The organism is Paenibacillus xylanexedens, from assembly GCF_017874615.1.
GTDB classification, from domain to species: domain Bacteria; phylum Bacillota; class Bacilli; order Paenibacillales; family Paenibacillaceae; genus Paenibacillus; species Paenibacillus xylanexedens.
Window position 1 is genome coordinate 1 of sequence record NZ_JAGIKV010000002.1, and the last position, 25572, is coordinate 25572.

Below are 25572 nucleotides of genomic sequence, written 5' to 3' on the forward strand. Positions count from 1 at the left end.
ATTAGACCAAATTAAAACGCGGCTCAGAGTCGCATAAGGATACTGTCAGGTTTTTTAACTTACAAATATTTGAAGAGATTATTGGCAAGTACAGTAATGTAAGCTGGATTTCGCATCTTTTATTAAATATAACGAATCAAATATCGGTGTACTCATAGATTTTATTTCCCTCTCATCCCGCATATTTAAACGTACAGACTCCTATAAAGCTCGCCCTTCACCGCAACGCTCAACTCCGTAAACTCCGCTACCAACGAGTTCCGCGTCGATAAACACGACGATGGGCGTTGGTCCTTTACGCGGTGTAAAGTTAGATATCGGAAGTCAGCGGGCTTAGAAACCGCGGTTTGGAGAGCATAAAGCGTTTGTTAGTGCGCATATAGACGTAGTCCTTTCATTGTGGATTATGTCTATACTTTCACAAATTGGCGCAAATTCTCTGCTATATCCTGCATTAAATCAAAGGAGTGAATGCGTGATGGGGACGACCGTCGGGTGCATTATCGATAACTTATACGTTCACCAATTACTAGTCGGGTTAACAATCGCGGCGAAACCAGGCGTATAGTTTACGATTACGTTCAATTAGTTTTGGATGATCTTCCTATTCTGACCGTTTATCATCGCGTTATGACAATTCCGAAATGAATTTGTAAGAGATCGGGAGTATTCGGGAGAAAACGTGATTTTCGAGTTCATCTGGAAAAGCACTGATTCATCCGGTTTTACCGTTTCTTATACGTTGGTGTACGTTCTTGTACGCTGATATACGCTGAATTTCGCGAGGTTACTGTGCGTATTTAATGAGAATTTTCAGCTAATTGGTGAATATGGACTTTGAAGAAATTTAGTTTGTGAGTTTATAATCGGAACTACTAGGCAAAAGAAAATCAAAAATTGCGTATGGGAGAGTTAGAAGGAGATTCACGGAGGGTAATCAAAACACTTCATAACATTGTAAACAAATTAAGCCGCAAAAGTAGAGCTAAAACTAGAATCATTCCTCTGAGTGGAGAGTGATTTCGAAAAACTCCAGAAAATATTTTAACTACCTGACGCATCACAAGTTGATTGCATCTGGATTATGCAATTTCTGAATATGGTGTTTTACCAAAATTCGCTAGTCCACTTATACTAAGGAGGAGCGCCGCCATGACAACGAATGAACTAGCGCTCTCCTCTGACCTGTCAACGTTAATCGCCGAAATCAACGCATATAAACGCGTGGATGGCGAAGCGATATTCGAAATTGGCAAACGCCTTAAGTCAGTGCGCGACGCAAAATTAGACGGAAAGGACGCGGATGAGCCCAGACTTGCGCAACAACGGGAAGATGCCGGAGGATATGGATAAGGTGGCTTGAGGATTATGTGGAGGTTACGCGACAGACCTCGACACGAGCTATTCAATCGTACGAGCAGTTTGGTACGACGTCGTACCATTTCGCTCTTATCCGAAATCGACCGCAACGATTTCGTCACTTCACCGCACACAATCTCGTCATCCGGCGCATCTAAAACGGTTGACGAATGACCGTACGGGAAGCTTTAGAGGAGTAAATGTCAAGTTTTAAAATAGTGTGTTTGAGAGAGATTAAGCAAGCATTTGGGAATTCCATAAGTATCGCGATTTTAGATCGAATTATCGATAATAAGCTGAAACTGTCCATTTGGATGGTAATTTGGACATGCGTTAAAAATCAACAGATAAACATGACGTCAAACCATAGGAGATCAGCCAATAGAGGCAAACATTAATATTTTACGTCAGGAGGCCTATTACTATTTCACACTTTGATTATATCTTGAACCTCCCCATATATCATATTTGTCAGCTACACAACATTAGCAAATACTTCGTCCCGAGTCACTGTTCCTCTTTTATGCGAACATTGACACAAACTACTCTATTCAATAATCTATACCAGAGAGGAGGTGAAAAAGTGAGTACATATGAGGCACTGGACGTCATGCTCAACTTTGGGATTCTAATTTTCGCTATGTTAGCCTATCTTAGATCTACCACAAAAAAGCGATAGCATCCCCGCCAAGAGCTGCTATCGCGATCACTATTCAGTAATTATCATAACGCTTACCGCGAACACACGCAAGACTTAGACGCAGCCCATTCCGAAGCTGCGTCTTTTTGCTGTCTACCTTCGGAGGCACCGTCACAAAAGGGCGCTCTCCCTCGAACCTCTCCGTATTCAGCCCGAGATACTCCCGCATAACTACGCTCGCATCCGCAGCCATCATCGTCCACCCTATCCGCATTTGCGACTCATAGCTGCGGCATTTGTAGCGCGCTACAACGCCGTCATGATCCGCCACCTCTTCGTAGACTTTGATGCCGCGCTGACGGAATTGCTTACGGATTTCGTATATGTCGGCGGTAATCTTCCGCTGAGCTTCCGCAATAAGACCAGCATGCGGTTTGCGTCGGTGATATCGATCATGTACGGGGAGGCATCTCGCTTTTTCCTCTGTATCAGAACGTACGTTCCCAATATAACCCGGGAGATGCGGGATGTATACATGCAGCATAAATCGTTTGTCGTCGAAAGAACTGAGATACGGAGATATCCGTAATTAACGGTTGCAGCGATAAGCAAAGTTAACCGAAAAAGAGCGCCCGCTTCCTTTGCCTTGTTAGTAACGTTAACGTCAATCGTTACAACTTTCGTCCCGTCACTTTTGTCCGTTGTTTCCGAAACATCGTTTATGTATACGTAGAATGATCCAACCGCTACCGCGTCGCCAATGCCTGGCGCAGATTGTTTAACAACACTCGTTGCTCCACTAGATATTGGCCCGACTGGATCTATTTTGAGCCAATCGAGTATGCCGATAAATACTACCCCAATAACAAGCAACGTCTATGAAGCCCCACTACCTTGAACTTCCTGTATTGAACTTTATCCGTGAAAACTTTACGTCTTTTTATACTTCAATTGTGCGCCTGGACAGTCACTAAGACTGTCGGTTCGTCTTTCGCGGCTTTCCAATTTTCCGATAACCGCGTTCAAAGGTGAATACTCTGCGTGGTTCCTTTTCACGTTCTTGTCAGATAGGTGGATATAGTGAGCAGTCATTCTTCCATCCGCATGACCAAGAATTACTTGTAGATGACATTGCGATCCGCCTTCCTCTAAGAAGAGTATTACGCCTGAATGCCTCAGTAAATGCGGATATACACGTTTCTCAATTCCCGCCCTCTCCGCATATTTCTTTAATTGGTGACGGAAAGTGATTCGGAACCAAACGTTCCCCGTAATTATTAAGGAATATATTCACCTCCAAACTCCGTTGATTCGCGGATTAACTCTTGCATCAGCTTAGCAGTTCGTTTTGTGATCGGTACAATTCGAGGTTTACGCATCTTGGTCACTTCTCGCCGTAAAGTTGCACAGCATGCAGTGAAGTCTACATCAGTCTTACGTAATGCCTCGTCTACGCGTAACATTCCATCAATCAAGAGATTTATTACAACGAAATCACGGAAATCACTGTACTTACGTTGGTTTGGCGCTTTGAGGAGGTCGCTCATCTCTTCCGCGGTAATTACCTCAATATCCTGTACGTTCTTTAAGTACGTAAACGGATCCGCCTCAACTACTTCCTCTTCTTTTAAAAACTTAACCATCGTCTTCATATTCTTAATGCGCGTATTAATTGATTTCGGAAGCAGTCCCACAGTGCGAACAGATTCTGGAACATTACAGTTATCACTAAACCTTCGTTTTTCATCGCGTAACTAAATTATGTTATCACGCCCAACCTCAACGTTGATATTTCGGATGTCTCGAATGATCTTACGCTCGTCCAGAAATTCGCAGAAGTAATTGTAATTTTGTACGTATGTCTTTAGCGTATTCTCCGCGCGACCTTCTGACTTCTTTGCCTGGTAGTAATAATCGAATAAATAGTCTAACGAATGTTGTAAGCGCGTTGATGTGCGCTCACTCTTAATTGTTCTTCCTTTTCCGTTTATCCATTCCGTAACGTCTCCTTCGATAATAAGTATGGTAAGAAAACGAGGGATTAGGCGCGTATATCTGCGAGGTGTCCACGTTAACAGTCAACGTCTAGACAAACGAAAAAACCCGCTATATTAGCGGATTCTCTACGAGTATGGAGCCTAGGGGGGATCGAACCCCTGACCTCATCGCTGCCAGCGATGCGCGTACTTCCTTAGCGATGCCCCGTACTTGAAACCCTTGATACATCAGGGTTTTTACTTTAGCATGTACTTACTATTCCGTGTTCATTCTCAGTAAAACTTGATAATCTGGCACACATTAGCCTCCATGGAACCAAGCTCGAAAAACTTCTCTTGAAACCAGTTTGCTCCTTCCCGATTGAACCACATGGAATTTACCCGAGTTCATCAGTTCATATGCTTTATCCCTGCTGATACCAAGATACTCCCTAACGTCTTTCGTCTCCATAACCTCATCGTATTCATCCAGTGAACGTTTCTTCGTCTCGTTTTTCATAGTTGCTCTCCTTCCGATCACACAATCTTAAAATAAACTTATTAAATGAGATAATCCGTGGGCCTCAGGGTGTTACCTAAACAATGTAAATCCAATTTAAATTAAATAAAACCTACGGATCTAGCCTCTCCTCAACTATCGGCTCACAGTTCACTTTGAAACATATTGATTTTCCCCATGCATGTTCATCGGGAAACCAACCGCTGTTTGATACCTCATCAACATTATTCACCTACTTCCATGATATAAGATTGGTAAATCACTAACTTGTAAATGAACGCAAAAAGGCCGCTACAATTCAAGGATTAAGATCATCAAAAAATTCGTCAATACAGTTACTTATAGAAACGTAACTAAGAATTTTTTTTAAGTAGATGATGCTCTTTAATTAATCCTTGAAATTGCAACGGCCATAATTCATTTATGAAAAATGACTCATATAGTTTAAAATTAATAATTCTCTCTTTACAGCGCATGCTCAAGAGTAAATTTGTTTAGTATAATTGAAACTATATTAACAGATATATATAATCTTTGTAAAGAACTTTTTATTTGTTTTTTTTTTGTTTTTATACGCATACATTTCTTCTAACTGCATTAAAGTCTCAACATCCCTTTCCTCTTTATGAGTTTGATGGGTTTTCAGATATGTGGAAATCTGATTGAACAAATTATTTGCCTCTCGTTCAGTTCTCCCTGAATTATAGATGATTTTTCTGATCGTATCTCTCCAGAAAGAAAGTTCTTTTTTATATTCATAAGTTCTACGAGCATTTAATATTCTCGTTTTCGCTACGACAGATTTCAATTGATCTAGTTGCTCTTTATAAAAATCAAGTTGGATCTCAGAATTTTTTTCGGCTCTCTCTATCTGATTTTTATGATTATCTTCAAATCTATTTAACAATTCTTTTGTCTCGTTCATTCTTCTTACAGAGAAATAATTAAAACTCCCGAATATGAGTAGAAATACTATAGTTTGTATTAATGCCTCTCTAACTACTTTACCTTGAGTAGCATCGACTTGTTGATTGAAGTAATTAACAGAAATATTTAACTCTGAACTTAGAAAATTAATTTTCTCAGGGTTTATTGGGTTCTGAAAAAACAGAGTCATCTGGATGCTTTGTCCTTTTCTAACACCTCCGATTTCAAATACATTCTGACCATTTCCAGCCTTTTGATTTAGTATCAGCATATCACTTGTATATATATTATTAGTCTTAATCTCATCTGGAAATACAGATTCAATTTTATGTATATCTCTTTTACCTTGGTTGAAAATACTCACACTTACTTGATATTGATTCTTTACTTTAACTACCTCACCGACATTAATTATTACATCTGGCATATTAATATAGGAATTAATAAAACTTAAAAAGAAAGACAAAATTGTAGCGAGCACTGTTGGAAATAATGATTCAGTAAATATTTTCTTCATACTTTCCTCCAATAAAAAATGTTGTTTCACAGCTTTATTTTGTAATTCATTAGGAGATTATAATTAGCCTTTAATCTCTTTTATATAAAATTCTAAAACTAATCTAATCTATTGTAATTCAACGATCCTTGTGAGAAACCAAATCACAAATGACATAAATATAGAAACATTCTCAGTTCTGTTAGACTATGCACATATCACAAGTCGAGGTGATGCCAATTGAAAAAGTGTCCTTATTGTGCTGAGGAAATCCAAGATGAGGCTATTAAATGCAAGCACTGCGGTAGCATGTTGTCTGAGAATATCAGCACCACTCAAACACCTATATTGAATGCAACCACAGAGCCAGCGCAACAACAAAGAAGAAGCCAAACACATTGCTTATAGGAAGTGTAGGCCTAATCGTCCTGGTATTCTTTTTCGGACTCACATTTTGCGATAACAATAAAAGCACATCAAGCATCACAGCAACATCAAGCGTGAAAACCGGAGATCGTGGATACATATATACAGACACTTACGTTGCTCTTACAAAAGGTGATCTTGATATGATGCTCAATTATATGAACGCTCGGAATAACAAGGGTTTGAACGAGATGATTCTGGCAGGCCAGGTTTCCCCAGTGTCACAAGGTACTGCGGTAAATATCGTTGAGAGAAAATTAGCAACGGTGAAAGTAAGTTACTCTGGCGGATCTGGCTGGGTTGCTTATGAATTCGTCTCAAAAAAATAATATAGATAAAGCAAAAGAGCAGTGAGGTATTTCCTTACTGCTTTTTTGTATGCTGATCCTGAGTTGACTTTTTACTTCTCTAGTTTCTTCGCTTGTTGTCTCTCTAGGCTCTGGTAAAGATCGTCCTTGAGGGATCAAACACCCTATTTCCGAATAGTTTTCCTGACATATGTATCTCTTCTTACCTCAAAGTTTTTCATTTATTCCCATTCATCAGATTTATCCCCTTCAATAGTTAACTCCTCATATGGGAATGGGATTAACTGAGGATCTTCATTTTCAAAATTAACAATGACCGCCTGAGTATTTTCACTAAATTCTATTACAACTCCTCTTCCATAATCCTCGTGGTTGACATTAATCGGAAGAATGGATGAGAACGTATTTAGATAAGCAGAAGCTTTTCGCATAGCATTTATTCTGTATCTAGAGCCACTTTCATTCCAATTATCAATTGTAAGTCCTGTCCTGTTAATATTAACGTCTTTATTTAGTTGTTTGATTTTCTCTAGAATAAGTGCCGTTTCTGAACTGATTTCTATTTCTTCTGGAACTGTGGCTGGTTTAATTTTAAGCAAGCTAATTAAAGAATGGGTGTCACTCTCTCTTCTTCTATAGGTTTCCTTCAAAGATTCGGAGATTCCATCTACTGCAGCCTTCACTGTGTCAATCCTTAAATTATGATCGTATTCAATATCCCTCAAAGAAGCGGTATCAAAAATTCTGTTAGTAATATCGTCCTTAATAAGAACCACTGGTAGATTGAAAGCCTGTCTTATTCCCAATTCGTACATGACATTCGGATTTTTTGAACTTAAATCACAGATAACCATGTCTGCCTGTACAATTTGATTTAGAATATCCAAGATAATTGTATTTGTGTGTTTAGTATCATCAGCCCTTGAGGGCTCAAACCCTACTGCCTTACACGCAGGTTTAATTATGTATTCGTAGACCCTATCAAAGTGCCCTAGATCGTACCCATCTGCATTTGAAATCGGCATCACAATAAAACAAGTTTTTAATTTAGTTGGCTTAGAGTTTTCTTCTGGTTCCTCAATTTGTTCTTTGACCTTGGTAGTCATTGTAACCCTCCCTATTCTTCTCTACCTACATTCTAAATTAAGCTCCAAAATCTGTATACCAAAAATATGAATAAAGTACCATGAATCAACCATAAAAAATGAATATAGAAACATTCAACTAGTTCTTATAGACTATATAGCAAAACTATCTACAGGAGGATTAATAATTTTTTTGAATATAGTACCAAGTATTTTGTTAGTTGCTGCATTCCTAACAATGACCGCTTGCTCAACTCAAACTAGTACTGTTACAAAAAGTGGTGAGGTAGCTACAAATGAAGTAAAAACTACTGTCTCACAAACCGAATCATCAGAAGATCCGACAGTTCAAGATGAAAAATCAGTAGAGGTTGTTGAAGAGGAACAAGAAAATAAAGCAATTACAATAAAAAAAGGAGATAAAGTAACGGTAGATGGATAGCCGAGATATCTGTAAATAAACAGACATTCTCTAAAAAAATTGAACCTTCTAAACCAGGCAATTTCTATACATACTACGAATCAACGGAAGAAGATTTTACCTATTTTACTTTAACAGTTAAAGTAAAAAACTTATACACAACAGGAATAGATGCATCAGATATAGCAAATGTTACATTAATGTTTGATAATCAGTGTGATTACACTACGTTTAGTACTGTTGAAGAAAATGGAGGAGCGGATTTTACATACAGTAACATTACAAGTGTCAGCCCTCTTAAAACCACCACCTTACTTTACCTAGCAAAGATGCCTAATGAAGTTGCTGAAAGCGAAAAGCCACTGAAAGCAGTAATTATGATAAAAGAAGAGGTTTATGAATATACAATTAGATAAAACTGACAATAGTTTAACATTAAACCCCACAGAAAAAGCAAAAGAGCAGAGGAATACACCCACTGCTCTTTTTGTCATTTATGTAACTAACATTGATCGTATCCAGTTTGATGTACTTCCAATCTTTATCAGGGAATACCAGTTTGATTTCCATGAGGAACGTGTTTACCACAGATACAACACCCTCGTATACCTTATCCTCAATCGGATCGAATACAGTGACTTGGATGCGTATGCACTGTGAAATGAGTCGTTAATTTTACCCTGTATTAGTTGGATCTATTGTTCATCTAAAGTGGGCTTTTCCTTCTCCAGCGCCTTCTCTTCTTGCTCCAACCAAGCCTCTCGGTGGTCAGGCAAGATCATCCGCGACGATTCATACAATCCATTTCCCTGCAATCTACTCCGCAAGATAAGCCCCTCCTTAGTATTCAGTCCAATAGTCAGTATTGTTGTTGTTATCTGGTTGTTTTCTATGCTCAACCTTAGGACGTTCTGCCTCGCGCTCCCAGCCCTCCAGAATAACGATATTAGTAGTGTCTGACTTGTCATCCCAATGTATGTATTCAGCAGCAATCAAAGCGTCCAGTGCAGCCATAACATCCGCCGTATACTTGCCTGTTTTAACCGTTAATTCGTAGACAGTAGGCAATCGTCTCCGTCCACTTTTGTAGTTATACAATATTCGTAATACCTTTCGTTCAAAGTCCGTTAGCATGCTTACACCCCTTCCGCTACCATCTTGCTTGGATACCATGCCAGTAACCCCAACTCACGGAATGTCCTCGGTTGGCCTGATAGTAAATCATCTGCTTTAATCAGACCGAACCGTATGCTCTTGACTTGAATTCGCCGTTTCGTGATCTTTCCACTTTGGTTCTGATAGGTAACTTCCATCAACCAACTTAAGTATTCTACTGGCATGCTCATCACTCCAATAAGAACGTTTGTGTGTATTACATACGAACAAACATTCTTATTCAAAAGAAAAAAATACCCAACAAAAGTCAGGTATTTTCTGTTACTTTATATTAATTTATTTTTTCCAACTCATCTTTATCATTCGCCCATATAAAATCAGACTGTATTAAATGATCATCGAAGAAATTTGTATTAATTAAATAAGTTTTAAATTTTTCACCTTTTTTGGAGTAAGTAACGTTATAGAATATCATCATTAACTCAAAAGAAGAAAGCTGCGCCCTTAAAATCCCTCTATATTTTTTTTTCTCTTTTTCATTATTCTTTTCATCTATATCAAATGTCTCATCCTGAATTAACCTGATTATTCTATACAAGTTGCGATAATAATGTCCGATTAAATTTTCGTTTGCGTTATAGACAATTTCAAAAGATTGTATTCTCAAATCTATTAGTGGTTTAGAGTTGGTATTTTTATTAAAGACATCTAAAAAATGATGGTCTATTCCGGCATTGATCAGACCTTCAAAATCAACTTCTTCTAATAATTCTAATACATATTCAGGATCTTTTTTCATATTTGCATTGAACTCTTTTTCGGCATGTTCCTTCATTCTAATCCATTGTGAGTCTTTATCTGTATAGACAGATAACAATTTGAAACTAAGCCTATCATCATTAGGCTTCCCATCTTCATCATAGTGAATATAATTTTGAACATGTTGTTGAATATCTAATATGTATTCTTTTTTTAAATTAAACCAAACTGATTGTAAAAGAAAATCATTCCGCATAGATTCATCCCTATAAAATAAAATCCTTGTTTTAAGTTTTTTCTTATACTCTAAAAGGACTTCTCCATTGTATACTTCCTTAACCGTTTCAAATAATAAGGAGATTGCACTCCTCCCGCTAACATGTCTAAATGATATTTCTTTCAATATATTATGATGAAGATTAATCATATTAAAGAATGTACTATCAAACTGCTGTTTTCTCATTGTTGCGTTTGTTATTTTATACTCATCTCTTGTTTTTTCTACCTCTTTACGTTGTAACTTCAGCTCTTCTTTTTGCATCATGACAGCAGCCGTAACAAAAATAATACTCGCTAGTGATAATAGTCCTACTGTAGTCCCTCCAAAGAAATCTCCAATTACCCCCAGGTCCTCAAAGCTTTTCATGGTATATGATGTTTTGGTGAAATGGATTATAGCGAACGGAACAGCAACAGCGGTTAAGGCAATTGATGCTCCTAACAACATCAATATATTTTCTTTTTGAATAAACCACTTTAAAAAATTCTTAACCGTTACCCACCAAGTAGACACTCCCTCTGATTCTTGCTTTGTACTCAAATTTATCTCCCCCAGATATTTAATAGTTCTATTCTATTGTAGTTTTAATTTTATGTACACGTTCTTACATTTCTACAGAACATTCACAAGAATCTTGTTAAGCCTGCGTTTTATGAATATACTCAGATCATACATAAATTTTAGGGAGTGTTACCATGCCAAGTACTATGCCTCAAAATCACAAATCTAGTATAGGATATGATATTTTTCCTGAAGAATGTCCTATCTGCAATTTTAAAATATCTCCTGCCGAGATAGTTAGTCATTTTAGACCTGCAGATCAAGATGGTCTATATAGTGAATTACAAATTGTATTTAGTTGTTCTTATGAAAAATGCAACAATTTATTTATAGCAAAATATACTAGTGTTTATGGATCAACATATGTACATAACTACTCAAAGTCCTACCCAGTAATTTTTAAAGAAAAAATTTTCAGATCAGAAATTATGGACTTATCTCCCAATTTCATTAAAATATATAATCAAGCTGCTGCTGCGGAACTAGGTGAGCTGACTGAAATTTGCGGTGCTGGATATCGCAAATCTTTGGAATTTTTAATTAAAGATTATCTAATCCATCTCGAGCCCCAGAAAGAAGTGGAGATCCAGAGTAAGCTGTTAGGCCATTGTATAAGTGGAATAACTGACCATGATATTAAAACTTGTGCTCAAAGGGCCACATGGCTGGGAAATGACGAAACTCATTACATAAGAAAATGGGAAGACAAAGATTTAAATGACCTCAAAATCCTCATTGATCTAACCGTTAACTGGATAACAAATAAATTATTAATGGAACGATATTTAACTGAAATGCAGGGAAGATAAGTCACTCAACTTTGAGTGACTTATCTTCCCTGCATTATGATGTCTATCATTCTTTTGTGTTACCTAGTCGCTTACTAAACGCTAATTCAAACAATCCAGTAGCCGACTATCCAGCCAGACCACCAGCCCAAAGTCGCAATGTTACATCCAACGTTGTGAACGGATAGGCCGCCGTGATCAGTAGACCGATTAAAAGACCTATAACCGTCACTATGTTTGAAGGCATTTTGACCGTGTTTTCAACCAATTGCACCGCTGCGAGAACGAACACAGCCAACACAGAAGCAAATGTCAATACAAATTCCAGTGTTTGATTCTCCATCACTTACCCGCCTCCTTGGTAACTTTAATCCCTTTTTCTTTACGGTAATCAATCACAAGCTTTCTCCAAAAATCATAGCTGACCGTCTCATCGGCAATGTAATCTTTGTAATGCACATACGCCGCCTTGGCTTTTCAGCCTTGATCCATTCCGCTTGTGCTTTTGATGTGGCTTCCAGATCCTCGAACCGTCTCTTTCTTCTGCCGTCATCGGCTCTTCCCCCTTATCAACTGTAGGCTGCTGTCTGTAATAATTAATCAGGTACTGTGTCGGTTCGACCACTCCGGATTCATCTACAGTGAACCCAAAGGATGGACTCGTCTTCTTCCGGATCTCATAATGCAGATGTGGTCCAGCGCTGATGCCCGTGCTGCCCTGGTTGCCGATCTTGCCTCCATACTTCACTCTCTGTCCCACAGTAACAGACACAGATGACATGTGAGCATAGATATGCAGATATCCCATGTCATCCCAGATAGCTACCGTATTGCCGTAGTTACCGAATCCTGAGCCAGTAACACCCATCTTAGCGTGTAAGAATTCCCCGCCTACAAAAGCGTACAGAGGGCCGTTTGACGGACTTACAACAAGGTCCACGCCCTTGTGAAATTTACGAGTTTTATGAACGGGATGAATGCGCCAGCCGAATGGACTCGTCAATCGATAACCTTCAAACTGTATCTTCAGCACGCTTCAAAGTAACTTCCACCTCGGACAACTTGGTTGCAGTTTGTTGAGCACACTGGAGAGCTTCTTTCGAAACATCCTTTACCTCAGCCACCGCAGGCACCAGCGCAGCCAAAGGCTTTATACCCTCTTCAATCCTTGCAAGTTGAGTTTGAAGAGTGACTAGGGTGTTCGTGCTGTCCTACATGTCGATCACACCTCCTTGGTTTGCATCTATATCCGTCCCCCAATTCTGTCTATATTTGAACACAAAAAAACACGCTCCATTTTCTGTGCGTGCCATCTCTACTAATATTCAATTCCTGTAATTTGCTCATACTGCTCAGGTGTAATTTCTCCAAATGGGTTGCTATCTGTGAGCACTGCAATTCTCAGCGCTACAGCAGTTACCCAGTTCATTCAAAAAGCGAGAGACCAGAATGTCATGTCGGTTCACCCCCTTTCAGTTGGATGATTTCGAGTTTGGCTGCTGCCAGTTCTTGACCCAGAGAAGTGATGGTCTGCTGTTGTTGGATGCTCTGCATTTTGACGATGGTAAGTTCACCACCCAAACTGTTCATTACGGTTTGATTTTCGATCCCTTGGAGCTTCATTTCAGCCATTTGACCACCGAGCGAACGCACTCGCTCAGATAGCGCCGGACGCGGTTCCTGTGGCGTTTGGGTTGCCAAGATGTGGGCACCCCCACCCCAGAGCTGTAGGTTAAGAGTCCGCGAATCTTCCACCGTCTCGCTGAGATGCTGCGCATGGGCCTTACGAAGCTTTTCATATGCTTTGATCTGTTGCTCGGCAGACCAATCGTACATGTCGGCCTGATAACGTATCGTAGCAAGATCCGCGTTATAAGCTTTATCGCGGAGATCCTTAGCAATTTCGGCTGCAGATTTCTCCTTTTTAGCCTTGCCCGACTTCGCCTTCTTGCCTTTTCCGCCGGATTTTTTTTCTTTGCCCCCAGTTATATAATACCGGAACCTACTCCCTTCGCAGAGTAAGCTTCTTCAGTGTCAGCCCATCCATGGCCCGCGAAATGTCCATCACCGCCTGCTACACCTTCACTTGCTTATCGTAAAGACCGTCAAGCATCGTACTCTCCTCGTTTGCCAACCGCTCAAGCGTTGGATTTACGCTTACTCCGCCGATCCCTGTAACGTTTTTCTTGAATGGCGCGGACTGGATGCCTCCGACTGAGCTCATCGCTTTAGCCAAGTTCTCGTAGTTGCTAATCTGCGCCTTGACTAACGCCAGATTCGCCTCGGCCATCGCTTTCATGTTCGCAACGTATGCGTTAACTACTTGCGCGGATTGATCGATAAATGAACGCTCTGCGGCAATATGTTCCCCGATGATGTCAATGTTCTGGACGCGAACTCTTTCGGATTCACCCATAACGCGGTTCAGATCCGGGTACTTCTTCCGGAGTTGGTCGACTGTGCTGGCTAGTTCCTGTTTCTGCGCCTGATCAAGCGTTTGAGCGGATGCGAGCTCTTTATATCGGTCCAGCAATGCTTCCGACGCTTCAACCTGGCGGTACTTAGGCGTGATTTTTTGAATCTCCGCGTCCTTCATTTTCAGTAACGCAGGCGTAGACTCTTCGATGGTACGATTGAGCATCCCGAGCTTACTAGACGCGTCCTCAACTCCGTCGTAACCCATCGTACGTAATTTATCGTCCATATCTGCCAGCTCTTCGTTAATATCAATCATTTCGTCTAGGAGGGCGGGAGTTCCGAGTCCGTCGCTTTGTATCGCCTCAATCTCATTTAGTCGCTGCTGTAACTTCGCACGCTCCTCTAAGGCCGTTTTTAGTTCAGACGTTTTCTCCTGTAGCGCCTCGACTTCGGCAACTGAGCGGTCTAGTGACGACTGTGCCAGTTTGATTTTAGACACGCAAAATAAGCCGAGATGTTAGCGCTCCTCCGCCTGTTCCAGCTCCGTATTCACGTAAAATTTACGTAATTTGTGCCACGTTGAACAACCTCTTAGCTAAGCGTTTCCTTGCGTCAGGCACGCGATATTGAATACCGGTTACTTAGTCGCCACGTTCGTACGTAGCCATGACGATAAAATCACTGTAGCTTCGGTGAATCTTTGCGATGACTTCTGGATCTTCCGTAAAATATGCGATGGTATCGGCGTTTAGACGCCAGATTGCGTTGGACAATTCGCTTCACTTCCTCAGATTAACGTTTAAAAACCTCTGACCATGTACGCTCGATTCGATTTTGTTAGACATAGTTTGAGTATTATTAAAGGTGAGTTTCATTTTGCGTATCCCCTTTACGGATAAATATAGAAAGTAGTTCGATCGCGCTCATATTGTGAATGTTATCAATGAAGCTCAGGTCCTCAACCGTCAGGTCGAAAATGATAGGCTCGCCGTATGATGTAACGTACTCTGTACCGTCAAAATCAACACGCTCCTAACGGCGATATTTGTAATCAGAGTCAATGTAAATCGCGTGATTATCATCTATTAGTGTGCTGATGTATTCGATGCTGAATGGGCCGTCAAAGTCGTCGACCTTGGTGACTACGGTAATGTTAGACATAATTTCGTTCCTCCTTGTGGGATTTAATGCGGACCATTACGATGTTGCTTGATAATGATGAAACCTTTTGTTACGATATGCGTATAAGATGTCTACTAGTTTACTACCATTATTTTTGGAAGAATTTTTGTGACTATCCGGTTCTCGCTTGATAAGATAATGAAGGAACGCGGACTTGAACAGAAAGACGTCGTTCAAATTACCGGCATAATCGCAATACTGTAAAGGCGATCGCGTTGAACGCCAACGCGCTGATAGATTTCCCAGCGCTCCATACCCTATGTGAAAAGTTGGGTGTGCTGCCTGGCGACTTAATCGAATACATAACCGATAGAGATCGCGAAATTGATAAATAAACTAAAGAGGACCTTTAACTATCAAAGGGTCCTCTTTAGTTTATAATTAAAGTCCTATACATAAGGAGAGATCAAATGACAAAGAAACTACAAGTTTTTGTTTCGTCTACTTTCACCGATTTGCAAGAGGAAAGACAAGCTGCAGTTGAAGCTATTCTAAAAGCTTCACACATTCCCGCTGGGATGGAATTATTTCGCTCAGGAGATCAGTCACAGAAAGATACAATAAGAAAATGGATCGAGGAATCTGATGTATATTTGTTAATACTTGGAGGAAGGTACGGAGCCATTGAGGAGACTAGCGGAAATAGTTATACCCATTGAGAATACGACTTAGCCGGTGAACTGGGGAAACCTCGCTTTTCAATAGTCATGTCTCAATCATTGTTGGACTCGAAGGTTAAAGCATTTGGCTCTTCTGTCATGGAAATAGAAAACGCAGGAAAGTATAGCGAGTTTAAGAAGCAAGTATTGACTAAGATATCTAGATTTTTTGATGATACCAAAGATATACAAATTACTATCATGCAGACATTGAGCGAATTATCTAAAGACCCAACTCTTGACGGTTGGGTTTCCGGAAAAAATATAACTAACTCCCAAGACCTAGCTGTTTCAGTATTAGAATTAACAAAACAACTTAATAGAGCCAAGTTGGAGAACGAACGACTTAAAAAAACGGCTATAGAATCCAAGAAAAGGGAAAAAGCAGTACCTGTTCCTGTAGATATCTCTGATCGGCTAGAAAATATTCTCGGACTGTTGGAAGCAAAGTATATTAAAAGAACTGAAGGATTAGGTTGGGAGACGGTCGACGAAAAAGGAAATATGGAGGAGGTAATAATAGAGTACCCATCGGGTTTTGATCCCTACTATATTCTAGACATAGATGGGTCGTACAACAAATTCTTGATAGTAAGCGAAATCGAGCTAGATGAACTGAACGCCACATTAGCTAGAATCCGTATCCTTATACGCAAGTATAAACATGCGGATGGGGTCCCCTTTCACTTTGTGTTGGCTATCGCTGGTGAACACCCAGAGATAGAAGAGATATGTGGCACCTTCATAGCTAATGCATTAAAAATTGAAGAAATTACTGATAAAGAAATGTTTAGGATAGAAATATGGGATGAAAATGTAATCAGTTTCTTCGAAGAAAAACTAGGACTTAAATTGACATCGTCATCAACAAAAAAATAATTTATTTGATAATAATTTAGACGCAGTCACCCGAAGCTGCGTCTTTTCGTTGTCTACTCCGGAGATACCGTCACAAACGGCCGCGTTCCCTCATTCAGCCCGAGATACTTCCGCATAACCACGCTCGCATCCGCCGCCATCATCGTCCACCTTATCCGCATTTCCGACTCGTAGCCGCGACATTTATAGCGCGCCACTACGCCGTCATGATCCGTGACCTCTTCGTAGACCTTGATGCCGCGCGTACGGAATCCATTGCGTACTTCGTGGAGGTCTACGGTGATCTTGCGCTGGGCCTCCGCAATTGCATCGACATACGGGCCCGGCGTCTTGAGCGTCGTGTTAATAAGCGCGATGTCACGTTCGGATGCGGAAAAGACATGCGGCAGTATGATATGCGCGCAGTATGCGTCGGTGATATCGATCATGGTCGGTGGCCTCCGTTTAATTTCGTGTTTAGAACATTCGTTCTTAGTATAGAGCGGGAGTGGCGGAGAGGGCAAGCGGGAAGAAATGTATCGACGTTGCGCAAAATAGATTGCGCAGGTATGCGAAATTAATAGTTGCAGCGATGCGCTCCCGTAACGACAAAAAGCCCGCGAACTGGAGTTAGTATCCGCTGCGGGCGAGTGTGTACAGTTTGCCTATTAAAAGGTTTAATTCATAATTACTGAGAGGGAGTAAGGGGAAGAATGGTCCTTGTTAGCCTACAGTTTAGTTCTTCTAGGCTTTTCCAGTTTCCCAATAACCGCGTTTAGCGGAGAAAACTCGTCATGGTTCTTCTTCACGTTCTTATCGGATAAATGCATATAATGAGCGGTCATACGACCGTCCGCGTGACCCAGAATCACTTGCAAATGACGTTGTGAGCCGCCTTCCTCTAAGAAGAGCGTTGCCCCTGAATGCCTTAACAAATGCGGATACACGCGCTTCTCAATCCCCGCCCTATCCGCATATTTCTTTAATTGGTGACGGAAGTGATTCCGACCCAACCGTTCCCCGTAATTATTGAGGAATATATATTCACTTCCAAACTCCGTTGGTTCGCGGATTTACTCTTGCATCAGCTTAGCAGTTCGTTTTGTGATCGGTACAATTCGAGGCTTACGCGTCTTGGTCATTTCCCGTCGTAAAGTTGCACAACATGCGGTGAAGTCTACGTCAGTCTTGCGTAATGTTAACGCCTCGTCTACACGTAACATCCCGTCAATCAGCAGATCTATTACAACAAAATCACGGAAGTCACTGTATTTGCGCTGGTTTGGCGCTTTTAGAAGGTCGCTCATCTCCTCCGCGGTAAGTACCTCAATATCCTTCCCAATATCCTGTACGTTCTTTAAGTACGTAAACGGGTCCGCTTCAATAACGTCCTCTTCTTTAAGTAACTTGAACATCGTTTTCATGTCCTTAATCCGCGTGTTAATTGATTCGGAAGCAGTCCTACAGTACAGACAGATTACGGAACGTTACAGTTATCACTAAATCTCCGTCTTTCATCACGTAACCAATTTATGTAGTCACGCCCAACTTCAACGTTGATATTCCGAATGTCTCGAATGATCTTACGTTCATCCAGAGATTCGCAGAAGTAATTGTAATTCTGTACGTATGTCTTTAGCGTATTCTCCGCACGACCCTCGGATTTCTTCGCTTGGTAGTATTAATCAAACAGGTAGTCTAACGAATGTTGTAAGCGCGTTGATGTGAGCTCACTCTTAATTGTTCTTCCTTTACATTTATCCATTCCATACCGTCTCCTTCTATAATAATTGCTGTAAGAAAGCGAACGGTTAGGCGCGTGTGCGATGCGTGGAGCGCATATCTGCAAGGTGTCCACGTTAACAGTCAACGTCTAGACAAACGAAAAAACCCGCTATATTAGCGGATTCTCTACGAGTTATGGAGCCTAGGGGGATCGAACCCCTGACCTCATCGCTGCCAGCGATGCGCTCTCCCAGCTGAGCTAAGGCCCCAGGAAATGAAATAGATAACTTGTCCAGCGCTGCTACGTTCCACAGGCGACTCCTATATCATATAAAATCCAGCTTTCGCTGTCAAACACTTTTTCATGCTCCAAAGTGATTGGAGAAGAACAACCGATTTCACTGGCACACACGGACTGGAACCCCAGACTGCTCTTCTCCCCTTACCCACTTCACTACTCCTCCAGATTGTCTTTGGACAACAGGGATTTTAGTTCTTTCATGAACATATTGATATCTTTGAACTGGCGGTATACCGACGCAAAACGGACATACGCCACTTCATCAACTGGAAACAACTGTTCCATCAATAGCTCACCAATCTGGCGACTCTCAACTTCAGCATCAGCTGTATTACGCAGAGATTTCTCCACTTCAGATACCATCATCTCCAAGGTCTCTACGGAGACTGGACGTTTCTCACAGGCACGAATAAGCCCGCGGAGAATCTTGTCCCGGCTGAACTCTTCACGACTGCCATCTTTCTTAATGACAATCAGTGGAGTCTCCTCAATCATCTCAAACGTTGTGAATCTTCGGGCACACTGCTCACACTCACGGCGACGACGAATGGATTTTGCTTCGTTGGCCGGACGCGAATCAAGCACTTTGGTACCCATATAACCGCAATAAGGACACTTCAAAACAGATCACTTCCCACGTTTTACTTTTTACCACATATTCCCTGTACTGATTTTGTAATGAAAAACGCATTGCCGACACATAATACTTTTACCAACCCGCGAGGAGGTGAACAGCAATGGCACAAAGCAATGGTAACTCCAACAACTTGGTGGTAACTAAAGCTTCCGCAGCACTCGAGCAAATGAAATATGAAGTTGCTCAAGAACTCGGAATCAGCATCCCACAAGACGGATACCAAGGTAACATGACTTCTTACGAGAACGGTTCGATCGGTGGATACATCACGAAGCGTCTGGTAACAATTGCAGAACAGCAATTGGCAGGTCAATACCAATAATATCTGCATCGTAATACGCTACACAGAGGAGCATGGAGCGGCCGGTGAACAACCGGCCTGCTCTGTGCTTCTACTTATATACTTAGAACGTATTATAGATCTTTACATACTGATTATAATAGTAAATGACTCTTTGTACATAGTGACGCGTCTCACCAAACGGAATATCTTTCACTGTATCAAACGAGCCATCCCATACACCATCTCTAAGCCAACTGTTCACTTTGCCTGGACCCGCATTATAGGCAGCGATCATAACTGCTTCATTGCCATCGAATTGATCGGACAGATTCCGCAGATACCATGTGCCTAACTGAATATTTCGTTCTGGCTCGTGCTTTAATTCCTCCAGCGAAGTGTCGGGAATTTTGGCTTGTTCCAGTATCCAGTTCGCCGTGTCCGGCATCAGTTGCATGAGCCCAATGGCACCTCGTTTGGATTCCTTGCTTGTCTTAAAATTAGTCTCCACCTTGATAATGGAAGCAATCAGAAACGGATCAACCTCATAACTCTGAGATTGGGCACGGATCTCTTCCTTATAATGTATGGGATAGAACCATGCCATCCAGTTAGTATTCAGAAATAAGACCAGTACAAAGGACACAAACATCAACAGCAGTACACGTTTCTTACGCAATATTCTCATAACAAACCCTTACGCTGTAGATATGAGTCAATTTGCTGCTCCGTCGCAGGCCATAAGCCGCTGTTATCGATGACAATGTCTGCCAACTGCTTTTTGCGCTCAATATCCATCTGTACATCCATTCGAGCCTCAGCCTGTTCTGCAGTCATTCCATCCCGACTCATCAAGCGATCTCGTTGCACCGATCTCGGGACATATACAACCATGACTTCCTCGAAACCGTCCTCCAGACCTGATTCATAGAGCAAAGGAATATCAGACACCAAAAGTTTATCCGGATGTTGCAATTCGTATGCAGCAGCCCGTTCGCGCATCTCTCTTCGGATCGCCGGATGTGTAATAGCCTCCAATGCCTTTCGTTCCTCTGGTTGTTGAAAAACAATACTCCCAAGCTTTTTCCGATCCAGTGTTCCATCTTCGTTCAGTATGGCTTGTCCGAACCGCTTAACAGCGGCGGCCAACACGGGATGCCCGGGCATCATAACTTCCCGGGCAATAACGTCTGCATCGATGAGCAACGCTCCCTTACTGGCGAGATAGGCGGAAACACTGCTTTTGCCTGTCGCGATCCCGCCGGTTAAGCCTATATTCATCGTTTCACCTCATAACAACTTCATTATTCCCATAATCATTAACAATAGCGCTGGCAATACAGACAGTCTTCGCATCCAGCGCAGAGCTGAGAATCGTAGGCCAACCTTCATGCCGAGTGACAGAAAAGCCCCACTAAACAGTGCAATAATGAGTGCTGTCCATAGTGTAGGGAATCCCAGAAGTGCCGCTCCCAAACCTGCTCCAAACGCATCCAGAGACAGGGCAATACCCAGCCACATCGCTTCTTGAGCAGATATACTCCCCGAGTTATCCATATCCGCCTTGGAGGGACTGCGAAGGATCTGAATGACAACGCCCAGCTTGCGCAGCTCCAGTGTAAATACCATTCGTTCCAGTGATCCATTTGAAGCCGACTGCTCCAGATCCAGTGCGAGCACCTGATTCCTGCCCTTTGAATCCGACAGTCTCTCTTGTGCTTCTCCCACTCCAGTTACCTTTGCTTCTGTTCCCTCACCCATTCCAGTGTCTGTTTCCAGCTGTTCTTTGCCTTGCTTTCGAATTAGTTGCAACAGTGACCACGCACCAATACCTATCAATATAACGGCTCCCACGATCGAAGCGATATCCGGTGACACCACATGGGACAACAACACACCTACTTGCATCGACAAGGCAATAACCAATCCTGAACAGATCGAAATAACAGCGATAGATAACAGGGGAATCTTAGTCCTCCGTAACCCATATGTAATCCCGACTCCAAAACCATCTAAACTAAGCGCCAAAGCAAGCGCCAGCAATGAAATAAAATGATGCAGCACCCCGGACTCCTCCTCTGTGCGGTACTCGTGCCAACTGAAGATGCCAGTATGGGTATACGCCCGCTTATTTCTGCCATATCAGTATATGGAGGGAGGAATCCAAGGGTGCTATGATTTCATCATTTCGTTCATTCAGTTCATTTTACAGCAGCTGACAGTTCGGACAAAAATGCGTGCCACGGCCACCAACCACCGTTTTTTCAATTAACGTACCACAAGTTGTACAAGGTTCTGATTTGCGTCCATAGATTTTCAGTTGATGCTGGAACATCCCCATCTCACCCTGTCCATTCACATAGGACTTGATGGAAGATCCACCTGCATTCACTGCATCTTGCAACGTAGCCACAATCGCTTCATGAAGCACCGTTAACTGAGCTTCGGTCAGTGTCTTGGCGATCGTCTCGGGATGGATTGCTGCGCGAAATAGAGCCTCGTCCACATAAATATTCCCGATACCGACCACATATGCCTGATTTAAAAGCACAGCCTTGATTTTGGTTGTTCGCTTGCCAACCGCCTCGCGGAATGCAGTTACCGTAAAGGCTGGATCAAGCGGCTCCAGTCCCAGCTTTAGCAGAGGTTTGGACACCAGTTCCTCACCTGCATTGAACAGATGCATCGTACCGAACTGACGCACGTCCTTATAACGCAATTCCGTACCATCATTAAAATGGAAGATCACATGTGTATGTTTCTCCACATCTTCATGCTGCTCGTACACACCGTACCTTCCTTCCATCCGCAGATGGGAGACAAGCACCAACCCGTCCAGCAAAATACGCAAAAACTTGCCGCGGCGCTCCACGCCAATGACGGTATGTCCCGCGAGTTCCATTGCAAATGCATCTATGTCGTCCGGCCGCTGAATAATCCGCGGCAAGCTAACGGTAACATGATCAATCGTTTTGCCCACAATAAGTTGATTCAATGTTCTTCTGACTGTTTCGACTTCCGGTAATTCCGGCATGATGTTCTCACCTCCCCTATATTATAACGGAAGATGGCGCTCAGCGGGACCCTTTTCTTATATCTCGGACATGGAAGGGCCTATTGTAAAATACCGGAAAATCCGCGTAGCGCTTGATTATTTCGCTTCGTACCAGTTATCACCAAAGCTGACTTCAGCTTTCAGCGGAACCGACAGTTCCAAAGCTTTTTCCATAACTGAAGGCACTAACTCTTTCATCAGTTCCAATTCATCCGCAGGCACTTCGAATACAAGTTCATCATGCACCTGAAGCAACATACGGCTCTTCAACTTACGTTCCCGCAGCGCTTCATCCATCTGTACCATGGCCAGCTTGATGATATCTGCCGCTGTTCCCTGAATCGGTGTATTCATCGCCGTACGCTCTGCGAAGGAACGCAGATTGAAGTTACTGGCATTAATCTCTGGCAGGTAACGACGTCGCTCCAACAACGTTTTGACGTAACCATCCTGACGAGCTTCCTTCACAATGTCATCCATATATCGGCGGACACCCTGGAACACTTCAAAATACTGATCAATAAACTGCGCAGCCTCTTTACGTGTAATGTGCAGGTTCTGTGATAAGCCATAATCACTTATGCCATACACGATACCAAAGTTAACTGCCTTCGCGGAACGACGCATATCCCCATCCACATCCTCAGGCTTCACACCGAATACATCCGAAGCTGTCTTTGTATGAATATCCATATCATTGACAAACGCTTCCTTCAAGCGCTCATCGTCCGAAATGTGGGCCAGTACTCGCAGTTCAATCTGGGAATAGTCTGCTGCCAAAATGGACCATCCGGGCTCGGAAGGAACAAATACCTTCCGGATTTTGCGACCTTCTTCCATCCGAATCGGAATGTTCTGCAAGTTCGGGAATTGACTGCTAAGTCGTCCCGTTGCAGCAATGGTCTGACGATAATACGTATGCACCTTGCCATCCCGATTGGATATCTCTTTGAGCAATCCTTCCACATAAGTGGATTGCAGCTTGGCAAGCTGACGATATTGCAGAATATGCTTGACCACATCATTATAAGGAGCCAATTTCTCCAATACTTCAGCATCTGTGGAATAACCCGTTTTTGTTTTCTTCACCACTGGTAAGCCCAGTCTATCAAATAAAATCTCACCCAGTTGCTTTGGTGAATTCAGATTAAATTCCGTTCCTGACAGCTTGTAGATCTCAGCCATCAACCTGCTGATCTGTTCTTCAAACTCACTGCCCAAAGCCTGTAGATCGGCTGTATTGGCCTTAATGCCCTGTTTCTCCATGTCCGCCAATATGCGTGACAACGGCATCTCCAGTTCATGGAACAGTGAATTCATCTCATCGGTTTCCAACACCTGCTCCTGAAGTGGAATAATGGCTGCTACTGCAGCAGCCTTCCGACATAGGAAATCCCCCAGTATTTCTACTTCCGGTACCTTGTACTTGGCCCCTTTACCCATAACCGTGTCATCCTCTACAAGTGACGGCAAACCATACTTGGTCGTGAGTCCACTAATCGTCTGATTGGATTCCGTTGGATCAAGCAAATACGCTGCCAGTTGTACATCAAATGACGCACCAGCGAATTCAATGCCATGTGCATGCAGGGCCAGGTCTACACGATGAAGATCATACCCGCGCTTGGGCTGGTCTGAATTACCAAGCCATGCCCGCACTGGAGCCGCTGCCTCGGAATGAAGCAATTCGGGAGATATGAACGTATATGTTCCAGCGGAACCTACAGCAAGTCCAATCAATTTCGCTTGGTGCGGGTTATCCCCATGTGTCTCCACGTGGAGTACATCAATGGAATCGAGGGAACTGAACAGCTCACTGATGTTGTCCTCTGTTGCAATGGAGGATTCAACTTCGGCAGCAGGGACCGCTTCCTGTTCAGAACCGATGCTGCCACTGAACGACAGGCGTTCGAGCAAGGATTTGAATTCCAGCTTGGCCAATGCAGGGCCCGCATTTTCTTCTTTTAATCCAGCGAATTGCATATCCTCCCACGTCTGCTCCAGCGGAACTTCCCGGTGAATCGTCGCGAGTTGTTTGCTCATCCGGGCATCTTCGGCATGGGCCTCGATCTTTTCTTTCATCTTGCCTTTCAGCTCACTAGTGCCGTTCAGCACATCTTCTACCGATCCGAACTGGTGCAGCAGCTTCAACGCTGTTTTCTCTCCAACCCCGGGAATGCCTGGAATGTTATCGGACGCATCGCCCATCAGACCCTTGAGATCAATAATTTGCAGCGGCGTCAGACCATAACGCTCCTTAATCTGAGCAGGATCATACAGCTCAATATCGGTTACCCCTTTGCGCGTCAGCCCGATATGTACATGTTCGGAAGCAAGCTGCAGCATATCTTTGTCACCCGATACAACAAGCACCTGTCTGCCCGCTTCATCTGCGCGTTTGGTTAACGTTCCGATGATGTCATCCGCTTCGAATCCAGCGAGCTCAAACTGAGCAATGCCAAGTCCTTTCAGCAGTTCTTTGAGCAAAGGGAATTGCTCTGACAACTCTGGTGGTGTTTTCTCCCGTCCACCCTTGTATTCCTGATACCCTTCGTGGCGGAACGTGATTTTGCCTGCATCAAATGCAACCATGACATGTGTAGGCTTATGCTCTTCAAGCAATCTCAGCAGCATCGTAGTGAAGCCATATACCGCATTGGTATGCAGACCTTTTGAGTTGGTCAGAGGCGGCATTGCAAAAAACGCCCTGTAAATAATGCTATTTCCATCTATGAGAATAAACTTGTCCATTCCAGCACCTCGCGTATTATATGGTCAACCTCTTCAGATTACAT

The 25572-nt window shown here is 42.5% G+C and carries 35 protein-coding genes, 2 tRNA genes and 1 pseudogene; 11 read left to right on the plus strand and 27 right to left on the minus strand.

The window, feature by feature from the left end:
* The first annotated feature begins 1152 nt into the window (after window positions 1–1152).
* Both J2Z28_RS31020 and J2Z28_RS31730 read left to right on the plus strand, forming a co-directional pair.
* Window positions 1153–1353, plus strand: coding sequence for a hypothetical protein (locus J2Z28_RS31020; protein ID WP_244988062.1), 201 nt, complete (start codon window positions 1153–1155; stop codon window positions 1351–1353).
* Between the two features lie 529 nt (window positions 1354–1882).
* Complete coding sequence (locus J2Z28_RS31730; RefSeq protein WP_415841544.1) at window positions 1883–2038, plus strand: putative holin-like toxin; 156 nt, start codon at window positions 1883–1885, stop codon at window positions 2036–2038.
* 34 nt (window positions 2039–2072) lie between these two features.
* On the opposite strand, the gene J2Z28_RS02255 is transcribed toward J2Z28_RS31730, so the two are convergent.
* From J2Z28_RS02255 to J2Z28_RS02280, 6 genes are all read right to left on the minus strand, one after another.
* Window positions 2073–2543 carry a YhjD family protein gene (locus J2Z28_RS02255; protein ID WP_211081043.1) on the minus strand — a complete coding sequence of 157 codons (471 nt, stop codon included), beginning with the start codon at window positions 2541–2543 and terminating at the stop codon, window positions 2073–2075.
* A gap of 386 nt (window positions 2544–2929) precedes the next feature.
* Window positions 2930–3289 (minus strand): tyrosine-type recombinase/integrase, encoded by a 360-nt coding sequence (locus J2Z28_RS31735; protein WP_211081344.1) that lies wholly within the window; start codon window positions 3287–3289, stop codon window positions 2930–2932.
* The gene (locus tag J2Z28_RS31430; RefSeq protein WP_211081044.1) at window positions 3277–3642 is read right to left on the minus strand and encodes a tyrosine-type recombinase/integrase; all 366 of its coding nucleotides are present in this window, start codon (window positions 3640–3642) and stop codon (window positions 3277–3279) included. Before J2Z28_RS31430 ends, J2Z28_RS31735 begins: the two co-directional genes overlap by 13 nt.
* Before the next feature lie 489 nt (window positions 3643–4131).
* Window positions 4132–4203, minus strand: a tRNA-Ala gene (locus tag J2Z28_RS02270).
* Window positions 4204–4297: 94 nt separating this feature from the next.
* A complete protein-coding gene (locus J2Z28_RS02275; protein ID WP_211081045.1) occupies window positions 4298–4495 on the minus strand; it encodes a helix-turn-helix domain-containing protein in 198 nt (65 codons plus the stop codon).
* Between the two features lie 514 nt (window positions 4496–5009).
* Complete coding sequence (locus J2Z28_RS02280; protein WP_211081046.1) at window positions 5010–5939, minus strand: hypothetical protein; 930 nt, start codon at window positions 5937–5939, stop codon at window positions 5010–5012.
* 219 nt (window positions 5940–6158) lie between these two features.
* On the opposite strand from J2Z28_RS02280, the gene J2Z28_RS31030 reads away from it, so the two are divergent.
* On the plus strand, window positions 6159–6326 hold the full coding sequence (locus J2Z28_RS31030; protein WP_244988063.1) for a zinc ribbon domain-containing protein: 168 nt from the start codon (window positions 6159–6161) through the stop codon (window positions 6324–6326).
* Window positions 6327–6487: 161 nt separating this feature from the next.
* Window positions 6488–6673, plus strand: a complete 186-nt coding sequence (locus J2Z28_RS02290; RefSeq protein WP_211081047.1) for a hypothetical protein — start codon at window positions 6488–6490, stop codon at window positions 6671–6673.
* A 200-nt stretch (window positions 6674–6873) separates the two neighbouring features.
* Here J2Z28_RS02290 and J2Z28_RS02295 read toward each other — a convergent pair whose 3' ends face one another.
* Window positions 6874–7758, minus strand: a complete 885-nt coding sequence (locus J2Z28_RS02295; protein ID WP_211081048.1) for a hypothetical protein — start codon at window positions 7756–7758, stop codon at window positions 6874–6876.
* Between the two features lie 172 nt (window positions 7759–7930).
* Between J2Z28_RS02295 and J2Z28_RS02300 the strand changes: the two genes are divergently transcribed.
* On the plus strand, window positions 7931–8179 hold the full coding sequence (locus J2Z28_RS02300) for a hypothetical protein (protein WP_211081049.1): 249 nt from the start codon (window positions 7931–7933) through the stop codon (window positions 8177–8179).
* Window positions 8180–8358: 179 nt separating this feature from the next.
* On the plus strand, window positions 8359–8574 hold the full coding sequence (locus J2Z28_RS02305) for a hypothetical protein (protein WP_211081050.1): 216 nt from the start codon (window positions 8359–8361) through the stop codon (window positions 8572–8574).
* 279 nt (window positions 8575–8853) lie between these two features.
* Here J2Z28_RS02305 and J2Z28_RS31035 read toward each other — a convergent pair whose 3' ends face one another.
* From J2Z28_RS31035 to J2Z28_RS02320, 4 genes are all read right to left on the minus strand, one after another.
* Window positions 8854–8985 carry a YolD-like family protein gene (locus J2Z28_RS31035; protein WP_244988064.1) on the minus strand — a complete coding sequence of 44 codons (132 nt, stop codon included), beginning with the start codon at window positions 8983–8985 and terminating at the stop codon, window positions 8854–8856.
* 13 nt (window positions 8986–8998) lie between these two features.
* Window positions 8999–9292: a hypothetical protein gene (locus J2Z28_RS02310; protein ID WP_211081051.1), complete on the minus strand. Its 294-nt coding sequence runs from the start codon at window positions 9290–9292 to the stop codon at window positions 8999–9001.
* A 2-nt stretch (window positions 9293–9294) separates the two neighbouring features.
* Window positions 9295–9498, minus strand: a complete 204-nt coding sequence (locus J2Z28_RS02315; protein ID WP_211081052.1) for a hypothetical protein — start codon at window positions 9496–9498, stop codon at window positions 9295–9297.
* Between the two features lie 107 nt (window positions 9499–9605).
* A complete protein-coding gene (locus J2Z28_RS02320) occupies window positions 9606–10853 on the minus strand; it encodes a putative phage abortive infection protein (RefSeq protein ID WP_211081053.1) in 1248 nt (415 codons plus the stop codon).
* Window positions 10854–11008: 155 nt separating this feature from the next.
* Between J2Z28_RS02320 and J2Z28_RS02325 the strand changes: the two genes are divergently transcribed.
* Window positions 11009–11683 (plus strand): DUF4145 domain-containing protein, encoded by a 675-nt coding sequence (locus tag J2Z28_RS02325; protein WP_211081054.1) that lies wholly within the window; start codon window positions 11009–11011, stop codon window positions 11681–11683.
* 106 nt (window positions 11684–11789) lie between these two features.
* Here the strand turns inward: J2Z28_RS02325 and J2Z28_RS02330 are convergent, their stop codons facing one another.
* The 7 genes from J2Z28_RS02330 to J2Z28_RS31445 all read right to left on the minus strand — a co-directional run bounded on the left by J2Z28_RS02330 (window position 11790) and on the right by J2Z28_RS31445 (window position 15241).
* Complete coding sequence (locus J2Z28_RS02330) at window positions 11790–11990, minus strand: holin (protein WP_244988089.1); 201 nt, start codon at window positions 11988–11990, stop codon at window positions 11790–11792.
* 102 nt (window positions 11991–12092) lie between these two features.
* On the minus strand, window positions 12093–12695 hold the full coding sequence (locus J2Z28_RS02335; protein ID WP_211081056.1) for a M23 family metallopeptidase: 603 nt from the start codon (window positions 12693–12695) through the stop codon (window positions 12093–12095).
* Window positions 12676–12807: a hypothetical protein gene (locus J2Z28_RS31435; protein ID WP_280530799.1), complete on the minus strand. Its 132-nt coding sequence runs from the start codon at window positions 12805–12807 to the stop codon at window positions 12676–12678. The genes J2Z28_RS02335 and J2Z28_RS31435 overlap by 20 nt, the downstream gene beginning before the upstream one ends.
* Before the next feature lie 307 nt (window positions 12808–13114).
* Entirely contained in the window at window positions 13115–13498 is a 384-nt protein-coding gene (locus J2Z28_RS02340; RefSeq protein WP_211081057.1) for a hypothetical protein, read from the minus strand.
* Between the two features lie 238 nt (window positions 13499–13736).
* Window positions 13737–14366 carry a hypothetical protein gene (locus J2Z28_RS02345; protein WP_211081058.1) on the minus strand — a complete coding sequence of 210 codons (630 nt, stop codon included), beginning with the start codon at window positions 14364–14366 and terminating at the stop codon, window positions 13737–13739.
* Between the two features lie 355 nt (window positions 14367–14721).
* Window positions 14722–14853: a hypothetical protein gene (locus tag J2Z28_RS31440; protein WP_280530800.1), complete on the minus strand. Its 132-nt coding sequence runs from the start codon at window positions 14851–14853 to the stop codon at window positions 14722–14724.
* A 259-nt stretch (window positions 14854–15112) separates the two neighbouring features.
* Window positions 15113–15241 carry a hypothetical protein gene (locus J2Z28_RS31445; RefSeq protein WP_280530801.1) on the minus strand — a complete coding sequence of 43 codons (129 nt, stop codon included), beginning with the start codon at window positions 15239–15241 and terminating at the stop codon, window positions 15113–15115.
* Window positions 15242–15477: 236 nt separating this feature from the next.
* Here J2Z28_RS31445 and J2Z28_RS31625 point away from each other — a divergent pair, with 236 nt between their 5' ends.
* The 3 genes from J2Z28_RS31625 to J2Z28_RS02350 all read left to right on the plus strand — a co-directional run bounded on the left by J2Z28_RS31625 (window position 15478) and on the right by J2Z28_RS02350 (window position 16800).
* Entirely contained in the window at window positions 15478–15597 is a 120-nt protein-coding gene (locus J2Z28_RS31625) for a hypothetical protein (RefSeq protein WP_342357462.1), read from the plus strand.
* A gap of 75 nt (window positions 15598–15672) precedes the next feature.
* Window positions 15673–15921, plus strand: coding sequence for a DUF4062 domain-containing protein (locus tag J2Z28_RS31045; protein WP_244988066.1), 249 nt, complete (start codon window positions 15673–15675; stop codon window positions 15919–15921).
* Window positions 15922–16020: 99 nt separating this feature from the next.
* Window positions 16021–16800: a hypothetical protein gene (locus J2Z28_RS02350; protein WP_244988067.1), complete on the plus strand. Its 780-nt coding sequence runs from the start codon at window positions 16021–16023 to the stop codon at window positions 16798–16800.
* A gap of 53 nt (window positions 16801–16853) precedes the next feature.
* On the opposite strand, the gene J2Z28_RS02355 is transcribed toward J2Z28_RS02350, so the two are convergent.
* From J2Z28_RS02355 to nrdR, 4 genes and pseudogenes are all read right to left on the minus strand, one after another.
* The gene (locus tag J2Z28_RS02355) at window positions 16854–17228 is read right to left on the minus strand and encodes a YhjD family protein (protein WP_211081059.1); all 375 of its coding nucleotides are present in this window, start codon (window positions 17226–17228) and stop codon (window positions 16854–16856) included.
* Between the two features lie 279 nt (window positions 17229–17507).
* Window positions 17508–18203 (minus strand): annotated as a pseudogene (locus tag J2Z28_RS31050) (tyrosine-type recombinase/integrase).
* Window positions 18204–18700: 497 nt separating this feature from the next.
* Window positions 18701–18773 (minus strand) — tRNA-Ala (locus J2Z28_RS02370).
* A 185-nt stretch (window positions 18774–18958) separates the two neighbouring features.
* The gene (gene nrdR / locus J2Z28_RS02375; RefSeq protein ID WP_211081062.1) at window positions 18959–19426 is read right to left on the minus strand and encodes a transcriptional regulator NrdR; all 468 of its coding nucleotides are present in this window, start codon (window positions 19424–19426) and stop codon (window positions 18959–18961) included.
* A 116-nt stretch (window positions 19427–19542) separates the two neighbouring features.
* Between nrdR and J2Z28_RS02380 the strand changes: the two genes are divergently transcribed.
* The gene (locus tag J2Z28_RS02380; protein WP_017689472.1) at window positions 19543–19764 is read left to right on the plus strand and encodes an alpha/beta-type small acid-soluble spore protein; all 222 of its coding nucleotides are present in this window, start codon (window positions 19543–19545) and stop codon (window positions 19762–19764) included.
* 82 nt (window positions 19765–19846) lie between these two features.
* Here the strand turns inward: J2Z28_RS02380 and J2Z28_RS02385 are convergent, their stop codons facing one another.
* From J2Z28_RS02385 to polA, 5 genes are all read right to left on the minus strand, one after another.
* Window positions 19847–20410, minus strand: a complete 564-nt coding sequence (locus J2Z28_RS02385) for a lytic transglycosylase domain-containing protein (protein ID WP_036609809.1) — start codon at window positions 20408–20410, stop codon at window positions 19847–19849.
* Window positions 20407–21003 (minus strand): dephospho-CoA kinase, encoded by a 597-nt coding sequence (gene coaE / locus J2Z28_RS02390; protein ID WP_211081063.1) that lies wholly within the window; start codon window positions 21001–21003, stop codon window positions 20407–20409. The genes J2Z28_RS02385 and coaE overlap by 4 nt, the downstream gene beginning before the upstream one ends.
* A 9-nt stretch (window positions 21004–21012) precedes the next feature.
* Window positions 21013–21786, minus strand: coding sequence for a manganese efflux pump (locus J2Z28_RS02395; RefSeq protein WP_245837950.1), 774 nt, complete (start codon window positions 21784–21786; stop codon window positions 21013–21015).
* Between the two features lie 142 nt (window positions 21787–21928).
* Window positions 21929–22756: a DNA-formamidopyrimidine glycosylase gene (gene mutM, locus J2Z28_RS02400; protein ID WP_036609815.1), complete on the minus strand. Its 828-nt coding sequence runs from the start codon at window positions 22754–22756 to the stop codon at window positions 21929–21931.
* A 117-nt stretch (window positions 22757–22873) separates the two neighbouring features.
* On the minus strand, window positions 22874–25528 hold the full coding sequence (gene polA / locus J2Z28_RS02405; RefSeq protein WP_211081064.1) for a DNA polymerase I: 2655 nt from the start codon (window positions 25526–25528) through the stop codon (window positions 22874–22876).
* Between the last annotated feature and the right edge of the window lie 44 nt (window positions 25529–25572).